General features: G+C 31.4%; 16 protein-coding genes. 4 read left to right on the top strand and 12 right to left on the bottom strand.

The window, feature by feature from the left end:
- Positions 1–350: 350 nt before the first annotated feature.
- The 12 genes from RCG18_RS10395 to recQ all read right to left on the bottom strand — a co-directional run bounded on the left by RCG18_RS10395 (position 351) and on the right by recQ (position 13,178).
- A complete protein-coding gene (locus RCG18_RS10395; protein WP_308041229.1) occupies positions 351–926 on the bottom strand; it encodes a 4Fe-4S dicluster domain-containing protein in 576 nt (191 codons plus the stop codon).
- A gap of 5 nt (positions 927–931) precedes the next feature.
- Positions 932–2,308: a [FeFe] hydrogenase, group A gene (locus tag RCG18_RS10390; protein WP_308041227.1), complete on the bottom strand. Its 1,377-nt coding sequence runs from the start codon at positions 2,306–2,308 to the stop codon at positions 932–934.
- Between the two features lie 36 nt (positions 2,309–2,344).
- A complete protein-coding gene (locus RCG18_RS10385) occupies positions 2,345–2,932 on the bottom strand; it encodes a 4Fe-4S dicluster domain-containing protein (RefSeq protein WP_308041226.1) in 588 nt (195 codons plus the stop codon).
- A gap of 159 nt (positions 2,933–3,091) precedes the next feature.
- Complete coding sequence (gene fdhF, locus RCG18_RS10380) at positions 3,092–5,227, bottom strand: formate dehydrogenase subunit alpha (RefSeq protein WP_308041225.1); 2,136 nt, start codon at positions 5,225–5,227, stop codon at positions 3,092–3,094.
- A gap of 113 nt (positions 5,228–5,340) precedes the next feature.
- Positions 5,341–5,715, bottom strand: a complete 375-nt coding sequence (locus tag RCG18_RS10375; protein WP_308041224.1) for a Na-translocating system protein MpsC family protein — start codon at positions 5,713–5,715, stop codon at positions 5,341–5,343.
- A gap of 316 nt (positions 5,716–6,031) precedes the next feature.
- The gene (locus RCG18_RS10370; protein WP_308041223.1) at positions 6,032–7,600 is read right to left on the bottom strand and encodes a DEAD/DEAH box helicase; all 1,569 of its coding nucleotides are present in this window, start codon (positions 7,598–7,600) and stop codon (positions 6,032–6,034) included.
- Positions 7,601–7,829: 229 nt separating this feature from the next.
- Positions 7,830–7,997, bottom strand: coding sequence for a zinc-ribbon domain-containing protein (locus RCG18_RS10365; protein ID WP_178908889.1), 168 nt, complete (start codon positions 7,995–7,997; stop codon positions 7,830–7,832).
- 230 nt (positions 7,998–8,227) lie between these two features.
- Complete coding sequence (locus tag RCG18_RS10360; protein ID WP_308041222.1) at positions 8,228–9,751, bottom strand: diguanylate cyclase; 1,524 nt, start codon at positions 9,749–9,751, stop codon at positions 8,228–8,230.
- A gap of 253 nt (positions 9,752–10,004) precedes the next feature.
- Entirely contained in the window at positions 10,005–10,151 is a 147-nt protein-coding gene (locus tag RCG18_RS10355; RefSeq protein ID WP_308041221.1) for a cyclic lactone autoinducer peptide, read from the bottom strand.
- Positions 10,152–10,201: 50 nt separating this feature from the next.
- The gene (locus RCG18_RS10350) at positions 10,202–10,663 is read right to left on the bottom strand and encodes a hypothetical protein (RefSeq protein ID WP_308041220.1); all 462 of its coding nucleotides are present in this window, start codon (positions 10,661–10,663) and stop codon (positions 10,202–10,204) included.
- 176 nt (positions 10,664–10,839) lie between these two features.
- The gene (locus tag RCG18_RS10345; RefSeq protein WP_308041219.1) at positions 10,840–11,016 is read right to left on the bottom strand and encodes a triphosphoribosyl-dephospho-CoA synthase; all 177 of its coding nucleotides are present in this window, start codon (positions 11,014–11,016) and stop codon (positions 10,840–10,842) included.
- 44 nt (positions 11,017–11,060) lie between these two features.
- A complete protein-coding gene (gene recQ, locus RCG18_RS10340) occupies positions 11,061–13,178 on the bottom strand; it encodes a DNA helicase RecQ (RefSeq protein WP_308041218.1) in 2,118 nt (705 codons plus the stop codon).
- 330 nt (positions 13,179–13,508) lie between these two features.
- Between recQ and RCG18_RS10335 the strand changes: the two genes are divergently transcribed.
- The 4 genes from RCG18_RS10335 (at position 13,509) to RCG18_RS10320 (ending at position 18,361) form a co-directional block, all read left to right on the top strand.
- Positions 13,509–13,727: a hypothetical protein gene (locus RCG18_RS10335; protein WP_308041217.1), complete on the top strand. Its 219-nt coding sequence runs from the start codon at positions 13,509–13,511 to the stop codon at positions 13,725–13,727.
- Between the two features lie 41 nt (positions 13,728–13,768).
- Complete coding sequence (locus RCG18_RS10330; protein ID WP_308041216.1) at positions 13,769–15,583, top strand: sigma 54-interacting transcriptional regulator; 1,815 nt, start codon at positions 13,769–13,771, stop codon at positions 15,581–15,583.
- 170 nt (positions 15,584–15,753) lie between these two features.
- Positions 15,754–16,926, top strand: a complete 1,173-nt coding sequence (locus tag RCG18_RS10325; RefSeq protein ID WP_308041215.1) for a MalY/PatB family protein — start codon at positions 15,754–15,756, stop codon at positions 16,924–16,926.
- Positions 16,927–17,020: 94 nt separating this feature from the next.
- Positions 17,021–18,361 (top strand): amino acid permease, encoded by a 1,341-nt coding sequence (locus RCG18_RS10320; protein WP_308041214.1) that lies wholly within the window; start codon positions 17,021–17,023, stop codon positions 18,359–18,361.
- The last annotated feature ends 65 nt before the right edge of the window (positions 18,362–18,426 follow it).

Here is an 18,426-nt window from a genome sequence, read left to right as displayed (position 1 = left end):
TTGTCAAGAACTTTTTTTGAATTCTTTTTGTTAAGCTTAGCTACTCTTGACAGCTTCATTATAGTATCACACAAGCTAACTTGTTGTCAACATATTTTTGACTAACTTTTTTAACTTGTTTGCCGCTCACTCAAGCGACGAATGTTATCTTATCATGATTTACTATATAGAACATTTATTATAGCTATCATTTTGTAAGATTAATATAGTAATTCTTTATTATACTCACATATACTCAATATTTAAGTTGTTGATACACCTGATTCAGTTTACTGCTCAGAATCGATTGTATTTTAAAAACTCCAGCTGGCACGCCGGAGTTTTCATATTATAATTCTTAATCTCGATTATTATTTTGCTGTAATATGAGATAATTCTAATGCGCTCTTTTTTCTCTTATCCTTAACTGATTGAGTAAGCTTATCAGATTTAATTATATTAAATGCATTAGTAGGACAAACTTCTACACAAGCTGGCCCTTTTTCTCTTCCTATACATAAATCACATTTATTAGCTACTATTTTTTCTTTAAAGCATAGCTTTCCAGAATCAATAACCTTTAGTCCTTGCTGCAATACTTTTTCTCCCTTATTATACTCTGAGACCAACTCAATAGCTCCTAGAGGGCATGCTACAAGACAGGTCTTGCAACCTACGCAAGTTGTTCTATTAATATAAACAACTCCATTCTTATTTGTAATAGAGCCATTTGGGCATGCATTGGCACAAGGTGCATCCTCACATTGTCTACACTGAATTGGCGCACTTACCTGGGCGGTTTTTACAACACTTAAACGTGGATAAAATTCAATCTCAGAGCTTTGTGATGTAAATATATTTGTATCGGAGTGAGCTACAACACAAGCAATTTCACAGGTTCTGCACCCTATACATTTATTAGGATCTGCAACTACAAAAGTATTCATTACCCTTACTCCTTTCTTGACGTATACTTAGTGTGTAAAAGATGGTGAGATTGGTGACCTAATGGCTCACCTAAGAACTCATCATATAATTTTATAATATCAGGATTTTCATGAGATTTTCTTATTTCTAATTTAGAGTCATGGTTATAAGTAGCAGCTTTTCTTTGCTCATATGCAACTTCTCTATATTCTTCTAAAAGAAGCTTTGGTTGTCCTCCACCACTGATACAGCCTTCTGGACAAGTCATTACTTCTATGAAATGGAAGTCACATTTTCCTTTTTTCACATCTTCCAATAATGGCACTACATTTTTTAATCCTGAAACTACGGCAACCTTTAACTCCAAACTTCCTACTTCGACAGTAGCCTTTCTTACTCCATTACCTCCCCTGACAAACTCTAAGTCTATGTTAGGAATGGTTTCTTTAGTAATTAGCTCGTACCCCGTTCTTAATGCAGCTTCCATAACGCCGCCTGTAACACCAAAAATAGTGCCAGCACCAGAATAGTTTCCTAATGCTGAATCAAATTCTTCATTCGGTAAATTATTAAAATCAATTTCCATATCTTTAATTAACTGAGCTAACTCTCTTGTAGTTAAAACTACATCCACATCTTTATATCCACTATCATTCATTTCTGGTCTATCGCATTCAAATTGCTTGCATGTGCACGGCATAATAGCTACACTAAAAATTTTAGCTGGATCTATATCATCTATTTTAGCTCCATAAGTTTTAAAAAGTACTCCACCCATCTGCTGTGGCGATTTGCAGCTTGAAAGATGATTTAAGAGCTCTGGATACTCTTGCTCAGCAAATTTTACCCAAGCAGGACAGCAGGAAGTAAACATCGGTAAATTTTTACCATTAGTTACTCTTTGTATTAATTCACTGCCTTCTTCCATTATAGTCAGATCTGCCGCAAAGTTAGTATCATATACTTTATCAAAATTCAAACGACGAAGTGCTGCTGCCATCTTTCCAGGAGTTAAAGTTCCAAGTGGCATTCCAAATTCTTCTGCTAAAGCAACTCTTACAGCAGGAGCACATTGTACAAGTTTATACAATCTAGGATTAGATAGTGCTTCCTTAACTAACTTAGCATGTCCTACATTGTATGCAGCAAAAAGTGGCTCTCTAACGCTTTCTAGTGCTCCTCTTTGTTCAAGTTTTTTATTTCTAGACTCTATATCCTCTTCAAAACTTGAAGCATATACATTGCAGATTTGCACACATTGTCCACAAACAACACAACGATCTGAATTTATAATTTGAGGTTTTCCATCTTCACCTTCTATAGCATTAACAGGGCAAACTTCCGCACAACGTCTGCATCCTGTACATAGCCCCTTATCAATATTAATTATATTTATTGACATATTTAACTTTCCTCTCCTTACAATTGAAGTAATATTCTATTTGTAGTTTTTTACTGTTTCCAATAAACTCAATGCAGCCGCTTTATTACGAGCTTTTTTCTCTTTTTCAGGTGTTACTAGAGTTAGAACTTTCTGAGGACAAGCATTTACACAAGCTGGCTTTCCGTTTTCCCTACACAAATCGCATTTATAAGCAACGCTTTTTACTTTCTCCTTTAGACCATCTTCTCCATCTTCCATTAAGTTGATCTGAATTACTTCTTCTCCTTTATTGTATTGAGGCAGTAAATCTATCGCTCCAACAGGACAAGCCATTAGGCATGTCTTGCAACCTATGCAAGCTTTTTCATCAACTACAATTATGTTGTTTTCTTGCTTAATTGCTCCTACAGGACATACATTAGCACAAGGTGCATCCTCGCACTGTCTGCATTGAACTGGCATAGCATATCCTTCGCCTCTAATAACATTTAATCTTGGAATAATAGGAGTTGTAACAGTTCCAACGGTAGCAACAACATTGTTATTTCCATTATGAACCGTAAAGCATGCTACTTCACAAGCTTTACACCCTATACATTTGTTTGAATTAGCTACAACAAATGAATTAGAAGTTGTTTTCATCTTCACTCCACCTTTCTTAATTTTATATGTAAGTTTTAATATTGTGCTTTATTATTACTCTTCTATTTTTAGTCTACATATCTAAAATATTTAATTTTTACAATTATTATCCACTTATATTAGTATAACATTTCAATATGATATATTACATAAATTTATTTATCTTTTTACATGCATTTGTTTTCTAAGCTTATCATATTCATCTCTTACATATTGTTCAGCCCATGCTTGATCTTGGATTTTTTCCACTTTTATCGCACAATACTTATACTCAGGGGTTTTGGAAATAGGGTCCATATGATCACTTGTTAACTCATTACAAGCTCCAATCCACCATTGATATGTCATGTAGGTAGCACCTTTTTTTACTCTGTCAGTAATTAGCGCCCTTGCTATTATGCTTCCTCTACGTGAGCTTATTCTTACCAGCTCTTGATCTCCGATTCCGAGTTCTTTTCCATCTTCTAGGCTCACTTGAATATATCCAGGTTCATCTGCTAGCTGTTGCAGTGCACGGCAGTTTCCGGTCATAGTCCTTACAGAGTAGTGTCCTACTTCTCTTACAGTTGATAAACTTAATGGATACTCCTCATCAGGTAATTCCATAGGCGGTCTCCACTCAGAGGCAAATAATTGTCCTTTACCACTAGGCGTAGTAAAGTCGTTACCTTCATATAAGTATGGAGTACCTTTATGTTCTTCAGTAGGACAAGGCCATTGAATACTTCCTAATTCATCGATTTTCTTATAACTTGCCCCAGCAAAACTTGGACACAGGCTTCTCATTTCGTCCCAAATTTCCTCTGTATTTTTATAACTCATCGGATAACCCATGGCAGTAGCCACTTCACATATAATCTGCCAGTCAGGTTTTACATCTCCTTTTGCCTCTATTGCTTTTCTAAATCTTTGGAATCCACGGTCAGCAGATGAATATACTCCCTCATGTTCTCCCCATGCAGTAGCAGGTAATATTACATCAGCATGAAGTGCTGTCTTGTTCATGAAGATATCCTGAACTATTACTAATTCTAAATGATCTAGAACTTCTCTTACTTCACCAGCATTAGGATCACTCTGAACAGGATCTTCTCCAAAAATGTAGTAAGCCTTAATTTTATCTTCATGTAACGCTAAATGAGGTACCTCCGTTAGCTTATATCCTAGTTTACTTGGAAGCTTAACTCCCCATGCTTTCTCAAATTTTTCTCTTGCTTTATCATCTGTAACATCTTGATATCCTGGGAATACATTAGGAAGTGTCCCCATATCACAAGTACCTTGTACATTATTTTGGCCACGCACTGGTCCAATACCTACGTTAGGTCTTCCAAAATTACCTGTTAACAATGCTAAGGAAGCCAATCCTTTTACTACATCAACTGCTTGAGAAAATTGACAAACACCCATTCCATATAAAATCATAGCATTCTCAGCACTTGCATATTCTCTCATAGCCTTTTTAATATCGTCTGCACTAACTCCAGTTATTTTTTCAGCATATTCAGGTGTATATTTTTCCACAGAAGCCTTATAATTTTCAAAGCCTTCAACATACTTTTCAACATATTCTTTATCATAAAGGCCTTCATTTATTAAGACGTTACCAAAAGCATTTACTAATGCCATATTTGTACCACCTTTTAAAGGCAACCATAAATCAGCAATTCTCACTGATTCAGTTATTCTAGGGTCAGTTACAATAATTTTAGCACCTTTTTCTTTAGCCTTAATTATTCTTCTTGCAACAATTGGGTGAGAATCGGCACCATTATATCCAAATATAAATAATAAATCTGTATTTTCTATTTCAGGGATAGAATTAGACATTGCACCATTTCCTAATGAGTAAGCCAGACCGGCTACTGAAGGAGCATGTCAAACTCTAGCACAGTGGTCTATATTATTAGTTCCGATTACTGCTCTCATAAATTTTTGCATCACATAATTTGCTTCATTTCCTGGTCCTCTTGCAGAACCAGTTCCCATAATAGCATCTGGACCATATTTTTCTTTTATAGCAATTAATCTATCTGCGACAAATCTAATAGCTTCATCCCATGAAACCTCTTCTAATTCTCCATTCTTTCTTATCATAGGTTTTTTTAGTCTAGCAGTTAAAATCTGAGGGTCATTTAAGAAATCCCAGCCATAATATCCCTTTAAGCATAAGTTTCCTTCATTAGTTCTTCCATCTGCTGCTTCAGCTCTTATTATCTGTCCATCTTCAACAACTAGATACATTTTGCATCCAGTACCGCAATAAGGACAAACCGTTAACACTTTTTCTTCCATTTCTATTGCACTCCTTAACAATTAAATTTACAGAATTTATACAAAATAAAAAAGCCGGTACAAAGTGCGTCGTCACACATGTACTGGCTTATTAAAAGCTAAAATATTTAAAACTAAACATTCTTCTTTTCAATCGAACCATCATTTATTAACTTTAAAAATATAATTATTGTTCTATTGTTATTTTCTAAATCACGTATTTGCCAACTATACTCAAATCTTTTTCCAACTACTTCATAAGCTTCCTCTAGAAACTGCTTCTCAAGATGAGGCTTCATTATCTTCCAATAATCTTTTACTATATCAACAGCACCTTCCTTAACTAGGATTTCTGATAAATTTGAAAGAATACCATTTATATGTATAGTTATCGTATTATTCTCTATTTTAACTTTAACACATTCTGGCCCTTTTCCTCTATAATGCTTTATGATTTTAGTTGCTAATTTTCGTATATTTTCTTGCAATTGGAACTTTTCATCGGACATAATAAAACCTCAATTTAATTAGTTATCCTATTTCAAAATGTATTATATAGTAATTCATCTGTAATCATAAAACCAATATATATCTTAACTACAGTTTGTTCATAACATTTCCTTGCATCTTAAATATTATTATGCCATGAAACTTGTTAATATCATACCCTATATTTTAACTCGGTCTTTATTCTTGGTCAAATATATATATTATTGAATATTTATATTTTCTAATTATATTTCTGCAAATTTCCGTATAATGCTATGAATTTCTCTCTATTTATTGGTACTTAACAATATTTTCTTGATTAATTTTTAAAATATGTTATCTCTTCTTAGAAACCTCAATTTTAACTCTTCTCCCAGATAGATTTTTGCCAGTACAGTATTTAATTATAGAATCTACTGCTCCTTCATTTACATTAACAAATGAAAACTTTTCAAGAATGTCTATATCGCCAATGTCTTCTTTATTTACTTTAGCAGTCTCGCTAAGAAATTGGACTAATTGTTTAGGATTAAGCCTATCCATACGTCCTACTGTTAGAAACAATCTAGTGTAGTTAGAGGCTGAACCTATATCATTTTTTGTATAATCGTAACTTACTTCTCTATCATAAATAATATTCAGCAAGGCTGCTGCTACATCAACAAGATTAAAGTCATCATCGAGTTCAGTAGCTAACGGAACAAACCTTTTATACTCTTCTTCTTCTAGTGTTTCTTTCACCTTTACCAACATGCTTTTATACTTTGATTCAAATATTTCATCAACTGTTGGAATATCCTTTCTTTTTATCTTGCCTTTTGTAGCTTTTTCAATTTGCTTAAGAGCCATATATTCTCTAGCGGTAACAAGAGTATATGCTACTCCCTCCCTTTTAGCTCTTCCAGTTCTGCCGATTCTATGAACATAGGACTCTGTATCCTGTGGAAGGTCATAGTTAATGACATGTGTTACATTTTCAACGTCTATTCCCCTAGCAGCAACATCTGTAGCTACCAAGAAATCAAGATTACCTTCCTTAAACTTCTTTAAAGTATTCAATCTTTGATTTTGATTCATATCTCCATGCATACCTTCTACGTTATAACCTCTTGCCTGCATAGATTCTACCAATTCATCTACACCTCTTTTAGTTTTACAAAAAATTATTGCAGTAGAAGGTTCTTCAACATCTAGTATTCTACAAAGAGACTCAAATCTATCCTTTTGTTTAATTTCATAATAATACTGATGAACAGTAGACACAGTCATTTCATTCTTTACAATGGATATATGCTTAGTATCCTTTTTCATATACCTTTGAGCCAGCTTTTTAATTTCACTCGGCATTGTAGCAGAAAATAACATCGTCTGCCTCTCTTTACTGCAATTCTTGATTACTTCTTCTATATCATCAATAAAACCCATGTTGAGCATTTCGTCAGCCTCATCAAGTACAAAAAATTCAATATTGCTAAGGTCTATGACTCTCCTTCTCATTAGGTCTAATACCCTTCCAGGAGTACCAACTACTATATCTATTCCTCTTCTCAAAGCCTTAATTTGTCTTTCAATCGGCTGACCACCGTAAACCGGCAATAATTTTACTTTTACATATTTAGCTATACGATTCAATTCATCATTTACCTGAATCGCCAATTCTCTCGTAGGTGTTAATATAATTGTATTTATCTTACCTTCTGATTTAACTATATTGCTTAGTATTGGAGCTCCAAAGGCAAGTGTTTTGCCAGTTCCAGTCTGCGCCTGGCCAATAACATCAAATCCTTCTAAGAGAACAGGTATTACTTCTGCTTGAATCTTAGATGGTTCCTCAAAGCCCATATCGTCTATTGATTTAAGTACATCTTCTCTAAGTCCTAAATCAGAAAACTTTTTATCTCCCATTAATTTCACTCCTTCAATCTACCATTACTGTACTAATAGTATTTGCATATTAGTAAAAATTCATTATGTATTGTTCATTAATTTTATCTAAAGTCTTTAGTTTTATATTTTTTATATAATAATTTTTTACAATACCTTGCAATTCTATTTATATTATTAATGAACTATATATTTACAGGACAAAAACCCTATAAGAGATATCTCTTATAGGGTTTACCAACAAATTCAATTATCTTCTAAATCCTCTGTTGTTGTTTTGTTGTTTTCTAGCTCTTCTACAATCTGGACATCTTTGTGGTTCATTTTCGAAACCTTTTTCTTTGTAGAAAGCTTGCTCGCCTTCAGTGAAAACAAACTCTTTTTCGCAATCTTTACAAACTAAAGTCTTATCTGCCATTTCAACATTCCTCCTTATAATTTAAGATTAAGATTTAAAGCTGATTCACATAACTTCCTAAAAAAGAGGAGATGTTGTCAACAATATTAAATCCTTTATGTTGTAATTACTAAACTCACAACTATTTTAGTTTAACATACATACAAACAATAAGCAATAGTTTTATATAATAATTTTTTGTATATATTAACATTTCATTATTAATTAGATGAAGTTTATCAATTTTAACTTTACTTTTCGCTAAATAAAGTTAAATTGTCAAATTTATCTTTATTCTCTTCAACCACTTTAATAAATATCTCTGAAATATCAGGATCAAATTGGCTTCCACTGCATTTTTTAAGTTCTAAAATAGCATCATCATAAGTTTTTCTTATACCATATGGTCTATTTGAAGTCATTGCATCAAAGCTGTCTACTACTGTTAGTACTCTTGCAAGATATGGTATTGCTTTTTTCTTTAACTGCATTGGATATCCTGTTCCATCATAGCGTTCATGATGGTGTAAAATTAAAGGTACTACATCTTTTAAAGATTCAACAGACTCAATAAGTTCTACTCCGTTTGCAGGATGCTGTTTTAGTATCTCCCATTCATCTTTATTCAACGTCATTTTTTTATTAAGGATCTCTTTAGAAATATTTATCTTTCCTATATCATGTAAATATGCTCCATATTTTAAGGTTTTTTTCTCTTCGTCAGTAAGTTCTAGTCTATTTGCTAGTAACTTAGCAAACATAACAACTCTTTCAATATGACCATACGTATATCTATCTTTTGCATTTATTACACTTATTAATGTCTTTATGGATGTAATTAAATCTATATGTTCTGCTTCAATATCCTCTTTCAACTCTTCAATTACAGAATAATAGGTTTCAACTCTATTTTTATTAAAAAACTTCGCCCTATAAAGTGCATCATCTGCACTGTTTATTAGTTCCATTTCATTTTTTGCTTTAATTGGAAAAGTAGACACACCTACTGATATTGTAATTTTTCCTTTAGGCTGATCTTTTTCACCTTCGAATTCCCACATTTCTACTGCTGCTCTAATTCGTTCAGCAACTACCAATGCAGCATTTTCATCTGTGCCTGGTAATATAATAGAAAATTCTTCTCCCCCATATCTAGCAACAATATCACTTTCTCTTACATTATTCTTTAATATATAACCTATCTTTTTTAAAACTTCATCACCTTTTTGGTGTCCATGAATATCATTGTAATGCTTAAAATAGTCAATATCAGCTATAATTAATGAGACTGGTAGTTTTGACTGTTCTGCTTGTACAATTATTTCCTTTAAAGCATCATGAAAAAATCGATGATTATAAATTTCAGTTAATCCATCTATATTAGCTAAATTAGACAAGCCTTCAACGTATTCATTTTCAATTTTCACATAATACCCTAGTAACCAAGCGGTTAAAATAAAAATTCCACATAGAATTAAATCATTCTCAAAATATTGATTAATATCTACATTGGGTACATAAATTAAGTCTATGTCTAAAACTATAGTTGATGCTATACAAGCTATTATAATTCCATGTTTTATTCCAGATTGTATCGTTGATGTTATTATAATAAATAAAAATAAAAACTTATATTGACTTATATGGGCACCAGATGAAATTACCAAAGCTGTAAATATTAAAATAAACATAAAATTTTCAAACATCTGTATAATTCTAATATATTTTACATCTATTTTGTTTATAGAAAAAGTTAGCCATATGACATATATCATTATTAATACAGAAATTGTTAATCCTATTGAAATTCCATCTTCTAAAAATCCCCAACCTACTTTAGCTATTGTACTTTCTTTATCAAAAAAATTTTTAAAAATTATAATACCACAAAAAAGTAAAGAGATTAGCTTTACAATAGATATAATTTCATGTACTTTTTTTGCCTATTATTTATGATTTTATTCATATTTTTCACCTATTATATTTTGAGTTAAGAATAGCGTAAAGGTCGAAAAATCGACCTTTATATTATTCGTCTCTTAAACATTTTGGCTCTTTTGGCTGATATAAGCTCCATATACAAGCTGAAGCTGATGTTGAAAGTGCAAAGAACGTAAAGAAAGAAGTTGCTAACATTAGAACCCCTTTAAGTATTTTATTTTGAACGTTTTTCATTTTTCCCCCTCCAATTGAAAATAATATTTTTCATATACCGATTTTTTATATTATTTAATATATTTTCTACTAGAAATATTTTTAGTTGTTCTTCCTAAATACAAATTTTTATAGGCTATTGTAACTATAATAATAGAAAACAATAACAAAGAAGGAATACCGTATAATAATTTTTTCAATGGATTTTTAAATATAATATTAATATCCAAATTTAGTATATTGGTTAATATGTATACATTCAGCCATTCAGCTGCAAAAAGCATAATCATTGAAATTAGCCCTGATGATGCAGATTTAATCATATCGAGATCATTAATAAAATACATTAATAGAATATAAACTATAAGAAGTATTATAGTGTGTACACCAAAGTGTATCGGCAATATTCTTACTAAATGAGTAACTATTGAGAATAAAACAGTAGATATAAAAAAAGGTTTTATATTTATATTTTTTTTACAAAATGCATATGCTGCTAAAGTGATCATAAATGACTCTGGTAAAGTTCTCAAAAAACTTCTATTATAGATAATTTCAACATAGCTTACCTCATATTATAAAATGTACTAAATATTTTACACTTTAGATAATTATACCATTAAACCCTGCATTCGTGAATATTGAAATATACAAATTTACTAAAATACTTAATACTTATCATATGCTAATCCTAATTAATTATCTGTATTTATTTATGTATTCTTCTACAAGATATAAAAAATACTGGCACTCCTAGTAGATCTGCACTTCCCCCCGGACTTATATTTCTTTTTATAAATTCCTCACATAATCTATTTATTCTATCTCTACCATCTGAAGTTTTCATTCCACCAAGCTTTATTATGTCTCTTGATTTTTCTTTCACCTCTTCTAGAACCTTAGGAGAATGCCTATATTATATTAGAATCATCACAAATTTGCTTTATACCAAACTGCTTTTATAGACATATAATCTACTTCCTGTGGAAGGGCATCCTTTATTGGCTTTAGCTTGTTTCCTCCTATATTTTTTATAGCCTCTAATATCAAATTCTCATAAGGTTTTTGTATAAAATCATCTATATTTATTTCCATACCGTCCATTAAACATTTAAATATGTGTTCTTGTATAGTAGTAATACCTAGCCCTCTTTCCTTTGATATATCCTTTAAACTTTTTCCCTCTTTATACAAATTGTATGTTACCATATGAGTTTTTATCTTTTCTATTTTTTCTGGAAGCTCTTTTTCTTCTTTAATATTCGATTTTAAATTATTTTCCTTCATATATTTACATATAGCTTCTAAAAAATATTTTCCATATACCTCTGCTTTTCTCTCTCCTACTCCCTTAATTAAAAGTAAAGAATCTAAATCTGATGGCAAATATTCACTCATTTCCTTAAGGGTCGAATCATGAAAAATCATAAAAGGTGGAATACTTTCTTTTAATGAAATTTCTTTTCTTAATACTGATAAGACAGCGAATAATTCGTTATCTATCTTTGCAGATTTTTGAACCTTACTTATCTTCATAAATACTTTTTCTTGGTTCTTTAATACTGCATAGGAGTTAGGCTTTAATTTTACTACTGGATATGCCTCATCTGTAATGGATAAATATTCATCAGCTATTAGTTTATTTATTAATGATGATATTTGTTTTTGAGTAAATTCCTTCATTATTCCATAAGTAGAAAGCCTATCTAAAGAAGCTGATAAAACCTTTTTATTCTCTGAGCCCTTAAGCACATCCGCTATCATATTTACTCCAAATCGTTCTTTCATTCTATAAACACAAGAAAAAATTTTCTGAGCCTCTAAAGTAATGTCTTTTTCTTCTCTAGTATCATTGCAGTTACTGCAGTTTCCGCAGTTTTCCATCACTTCTATTTCACCAAAATACTGAAGAATATAAGCTCTAAGGCACTTTGAAGTATAACAATAATCTACCATAACTCTGAGTTTATTATATTCATAGTTTTTTCTTTCCTCAGACATATTGCTCTCATCTATAAAATATTTCTGGACTTGGATATCTTTTGGCGAAAATAGAATAATACATTCACTGTCCTCGCCATCTCTTCCTGCACGTCCTGCTTCTTGATAATATGCCTCCATATTTTTAGGAATATTGTAATGTATAACGTATCTGACATTTGACTTGTCTATTCCCATACCAAATGCATTAGTTGCAACAATAATATCTATATCATCAAAGGAAAAGTCCTCTTGAACTTGATTCCTTTGATTTTCACTTAAACCAGCATGATATACTCCTACTTTATATCCTTTTTGATGCAGCTTACTATATAGACTTTCTGCCTCTTTTCTTGTAGAGGTATATATGATTCCAATTTTACTTTTATTGTTTGCTATATATTCCTTTAAAAAGTTATCTTTATCTTCACCCTTTATAACTGTAAAACTCAAATTTTTTCTATCAAAGCCAGTTACAAATACCTTGGGATTTGATAAATCTAAAAGTTCTAACATATCCTTCCTTACCACCTCGGTAGCTGTAGCCGTGAAGGCTGCTATTACTGGTCTCTTGGAAAGTTTGTTTATAAATGAACTAATTCTTTTATAGCTTGGTCTAAAATCATGACCCCACTGAGATACACAATGTGCTTCATCTACCGCTACAAGTGGAATGTTCAACTCCTTTAAAAGATTACAAAAACTTTCTGATTCTAATCTTTCTGGTGCAATATAAATAAGCTTATACTTTCCGCTTCTAGCATAAAATAGAGTTTCTTGAAGTTCTAGATTATCTAATGAACTATTTATATAAGCTGCCTCTATTCCTATTTGCCTTAGATAATCAACTTGATCCTTCATAAGAGATATTAAAGGTGATATTACTATAGTTATGCCTTCCATTAACAATGCTGGTATCTGAAAACATATAGATTTTCCTGCTCCTGTAGGCATAATAGCTAAAGTATCCTTGCCTTTTAATATACTTTCTACTATTTGTTCTTGAGCAACTCTAAATTCAGAGTATCCATAATATTTTTTTAAAATCTCTCTTGATTTTTGCAACATTTTATATATACTCCCTTGTTACTTAGTTAAAGATACATAATCAAGAATAAATAGTTTTAGATAATTGCCTAAAGCTATTTATTCTTTGCTTTATTATATATTGTATCATATCTGGATTATATCCACTTTATAAATTAAATAACCCATTAAAAGTTTCTTAGTATACATAATACCCAATCCCCTCCGCTAAACCCATACCAAAAATATAGAATGTACTATTATCTATTTTATAAATTCCAGCATAAAGCTTATTATAGTAGTATAAACCAGTAGACAGAACAAGACTATCTAAGTAAAATATTATTAAATTGTGATTAGGAGGAAAAACTTATGCCAAAGGTAATTGCAATAGTCGCATTTGCATCCGAAGTTGTAAAATTTTATTGCAAACAATTAAATGAATTATTCGGTGAACTTATTAAGGTCAAAACTTATTCCTTTGAGGATAACAATATAGATAAAATTGTACATGCCGATATGTTTCTAATATCTACCTATTCTATTTATCAAGCAATAAAAAAAATATTTCTAGCGAAAGTGAAGTTGTGATAACAAATATAACCTTGTCAAAAGAAGGGCTCAGTCAAATAATGAACATTCCCCATAAAACTAAGGCTATGTTAGTTAATTTAAATGTAGAAATGTGTATTGAAACAATATCACTAATCTATCAGTTAGGCGCTAATCATATTGAATTAGTCCCATTCTATCCAGGCATGAAGGATACACCAAATCTTAATTTGGCAATAACTCCTGGTGAAGCAAGATACGTCCCTAGTAATGTAAGCACAATACTAGATATAGGCCATAGGTTGTTGGATACATCCACGATAATTGAAATTGCTTTAAAGCTTAAACTTGAACATTTGCTTCAAAATAATAATTTTAAAAACTATTTCAATAGTATATCAACAAATTGTTATAGCTTAGAAGAATTAACAGGTAAAACAAATAGGCTTGAAAGTCAATTTGATATACTTCTTGAAGTATTAGATAGAGGAATAATAGGAATAAACGCTCAAGGATTAATTTTTGCATGCAATAACAGCGCTGAAAAAATTATTAATATGAGAAAAGATGCTGTAATAGGCAAAATGCTCAAGACTATAATTCCTGAAGTCCCTTTTGATTATATATCAAATACTTTTGAATCGATAAAATCAAAGCTAATAAAAATAAATGATACATATATAAATCTTAATATTCAGCCAGTGATATGTTCTAATAAATATATTGGTGCTTTTGTCATTCTTCAAAAATTTAAAGAAACAGAACATCAACAACATAAACTCAGACTGCAGCTTTTAAATAAAGGCCATATAGCAAAATATACTTTCGACAATATAATAGGGAAAAGTTCTACAATAGTTAAAGCAAAAGAAATTGCTAAAAAAATGTCCAAAGCTGATTCCTCTGTTTTAATTACGGGTGAGAGCGGTACGGGAAAAGAACTTTTTGCCCAGGCAATACACAACAATTCAAATAGAAAGGAATATCCATTTGTTGCAGTTAACTGCGCTGCCATACCTGAAACTCTTCTTGAGAGCGAACTTTTTGGATATGAAGATGGCGCTTTTACTGGAGCTAAAAAAGGGGGAAAACTAGGTCTATTTGAATTTGCACACATGGGAACTCTATTTTTAGATGAAATAGGTGAAATGAGTTTAAGCCTCCAAGCAAAATTACTAAGAATCTTACAAGAAAAAGAACTTGTACGTATTAGCGGAAATAGTGTTATAAAAGTTGATGTTAGAGTGATTGCTGCTACTAACAGAGACTTAAAGCAACTGGTGCAAGAAGGTACCTTTAGAAAAGACCTTTATTATAGACTTAATGTTCTTCCTTTAACTATCCCACCTCTAAGTCATAGAGGTGAAGATATTTTGCTTCTTATTGAAAAATTCAAAAAGGATTTAAATAGTCACTTTACATTAACACCTGAAGCGGTTGACGCTTTTTTAAACTACTCTTGGGACGGAAACATAAGAGAGCTAAATAACTATGTTGAGTACCTAACATATTTAGGCGATGATAAAATTTGTGTAAATGATTTACCTTTTAAATTGCAAACTAGCAAAAATAATAGTTATAAAACTATTGAAAGTGAAGATACTCATTTTGAGAGCTTTAAGAGATTTACTAAAAATAGATCTGATGAATATTTATTTGTACTTAATCAATTATCTATAAATCATGCAAATAGAACTACAATAGGTAGAAAAGCTATTTCAAAAGCTTCTGAAAATGCAAACATTTTTTTAACTGAACAGGAAGTTAGAAATATCCTCACAAATCTCGAAAAATTTAAGCTAGCTAGAGTTTTAAAAGGTAGATGTGGAAGTAAAATAACAGAATTAGGCCTTAGCTTTTTAGATAAAATTAAATTGGGTCAAGTGGAGTATTAATTTCTCCACTTGACCCATTTATTTTAATAATTATATTACTTTTTCACGTAAATGATTACATTTTCCGTACAAAATACTTTGGCATATTAATTGCTTATACTATTAATGTATTTGCAAATACATCAAATTATATTATTAAAAATAAAAAGAACATTTAGGGAGGAACAAAAATGAAGTATAACTTTGATGAGATCATTGACAGAAAAAATAACTATTCTGCAAAGTATGATGAATTAAAACTTAAATTTGGAAAAGATGACTTAATACCTATGTGGGTTGCTGATATGGATTTTAAAACAGCACAACCTATTATTGATGCAATTAAAGACAGAGTAGAACAAGGAATATATGGATATACATCAAGACCAAATTCTTATTATGAATCAGTTAGTGAATGGTTGAACAAAAAACATGGTTGGAATGCTGATAGTACGTGGATGATTCACAGCCCAGGAGTAGTTCCAACATTAAGCATATTAGTTAAAGAATTTACAGAGCCTGGAGATAAAGTAATAATTCAAGATCCTGTATATTATCCGTTCTTTGATGTGGTGAGAAACAATGGCAGAGAATTAGTACTTAATACATTGAAACTAGTAGATGGAAATTATGTAATGGATTATGAGGGACTTGAAGAAGCAGCTAAAGCAGGAGCAAAGATGCTTATTTTATGTAATCCTCATAACCCTGTAGGACGTGTATGGACTAGAGAGGAATTAGTAAAGCTTGGAGATATTTGTTTAAGATACGGTATCAGAGTTATTTCTGATGAAATACATTCAGATCTTATATATAAAAACAACAAACATATTCCTTTTGCAATGATTTCAGAAGAATTTTGTAAAAATACTATAACATGTGTAGCTCCAAGTAAGACATTCAATCTCGCAGGTCTACAAGCTTCACTTGTAATTTTCCCTAGAAAAGAGGAAAGAGAGAAGTTTGATAATATATTAGGTGCACTTGATATAAAAAGAAATAGTCCTTTTAGTGTTGTAGCAACTGAAGCAGCATATAGACATGGAGAGGAGTGGCTTGAGCAGCTTTTAGAATATTTAGAGGCAAATATTGATTATATACATGATTACTGTAAGTTAAATATACCTAAAATAAAACCTAATAAACCGCAAGGAACATACCTTGTCTGGTTTGATTGTAGAGAACTTGGAATGAATAGTGAAGAATTAAGCAAATTTATGATTGAGGAAGTAGGAGTTGCCATGGATGATGGCTTCTGGTTTGGCTCCATGGGCGAAGGATATGTAAGAATGAATATTGCATGTCCAAGATCAATAGTTGAACAAGCTTTAGAAAGGCTAAAAACAGCTATAGACAAATTATAAAAGTATTATATTCATTGGGGACTTAATTGAAATTATGAAATAATAGTTTAAACAGTATAAAATAAAAATCATTTAATTATAGGAGGAAGTTTACATGAGTGAAACTCAGAAACAGCAACTGGCAAAAAGTATGAATGCATTTCAAGGTATAATGTATGTAATCGGTTTGGTAATTGGTTCTGGAGTTTTCTTAAAGCCAGCAGTGGTATTAAGAAACATGGATTCTACTGGTGGAGCAATTTTCATGTGGGTTTTTGGAGGTGTAATTACAATAGCAGCTGCGCTTACTGTTGCGGAAATTGCTGGATACATACCTAAGGTTGGTGGAATGTATACCTATCTATCGGAATTATATAATGATACTATTGGTTATTTATTTGGTTGGGTAGGAAATTTAATAAATTGCCCTGGATCTTCTGCTGCACTTGCAATAGCTTGTGCGACCTTTGCAACATTCTTTGTGCCAATGAGCACTATACAACAAAAATGCTTTGCTATATCTCTAGTAATATTACTAGTTGTAGCACAAATAATTTCAACTAAATATGGTGTTTGGTTGCAAACGATAGCAACAATAGGTAAACTTGTTCCAATCGCAGTCATAGCTATTTTTGGTTTAATTAATGGAACTGCCCATGATATAAGTTTTGCATCAGTAGGGCATATAAAAAGCGCTGGTGCTGGTGTTGCATTGCTTGGTGTATTATGGGCATATGATGGATGGCTTAGCTGTTGTACACTAGCCGCTGATATGAAAGATCCTGAAAAAAATATACCTAGAGCTATAATAATAGGAATATCATTTGTTATGCTAGTATATGTTGCATTTAATATAGCTATCTTTAATGTATTACCAGGGTCTACTGCAGCTATTTCTGAAAGAATAGGTGTAGATACATGTCAGAAGCTTTTTGGTCCTAGCGGTGCAACTTTTATAACAATTGGAATGATGCTTTCTGTATTTGGAGCTTTAAATGGAATGTTAACTTGTGGTTCAAGATACACTTTTGCAATGGGACAACGTAACCATCTTCCAGCAGCTAAAACATTTTCTGCTATACACCCTAAATTAGGTACTCCTATTAACGCATTAATATTCCAAGGTGTAGTTGCAATATTATACATATTATCAGGCACATTTAACTCAATAACAGATTTAATTGTATTCGCTTTGTGGATTTTCTATACTTTGGGTGTTATAAGTATATTTATACTTAGAAAAAGAATGCCTCGTAATCCAAAGCTTTATCATGTCCCACTATATCCTATAGTTCCTATCATAGGCATAGCAGGAGGAGTTTATTTAATGGTTTCTACACTTAAAGATTCACCTACTAGTGCTCTATTTGGAATAGGTCTTACTTTATTAGGATTACCAGTGTATTACTATTGCAAAAGCAAGAATAAAGATCAGTCTACTAAAATTGATGCATAAAATATCTCTCCATATATAAATAATAAAATAAGAAGGGAATTTCGCATTCTCTTCTTATTTTATTA

The organism is Clostridium sp. OS1-26 (assembly GCF_030915445.1).
Classification (GTDB): domain Bacteria; phylum Bacillota; class Clostridia; order Clostridiales; family Clostridiaceae; genus Clostridium_AM.
The sequence above is the reverse complement of the archived record's forward strand: the minus strand, read 5'-3'. Positions and strand labels throughout refer to the sequence as shown.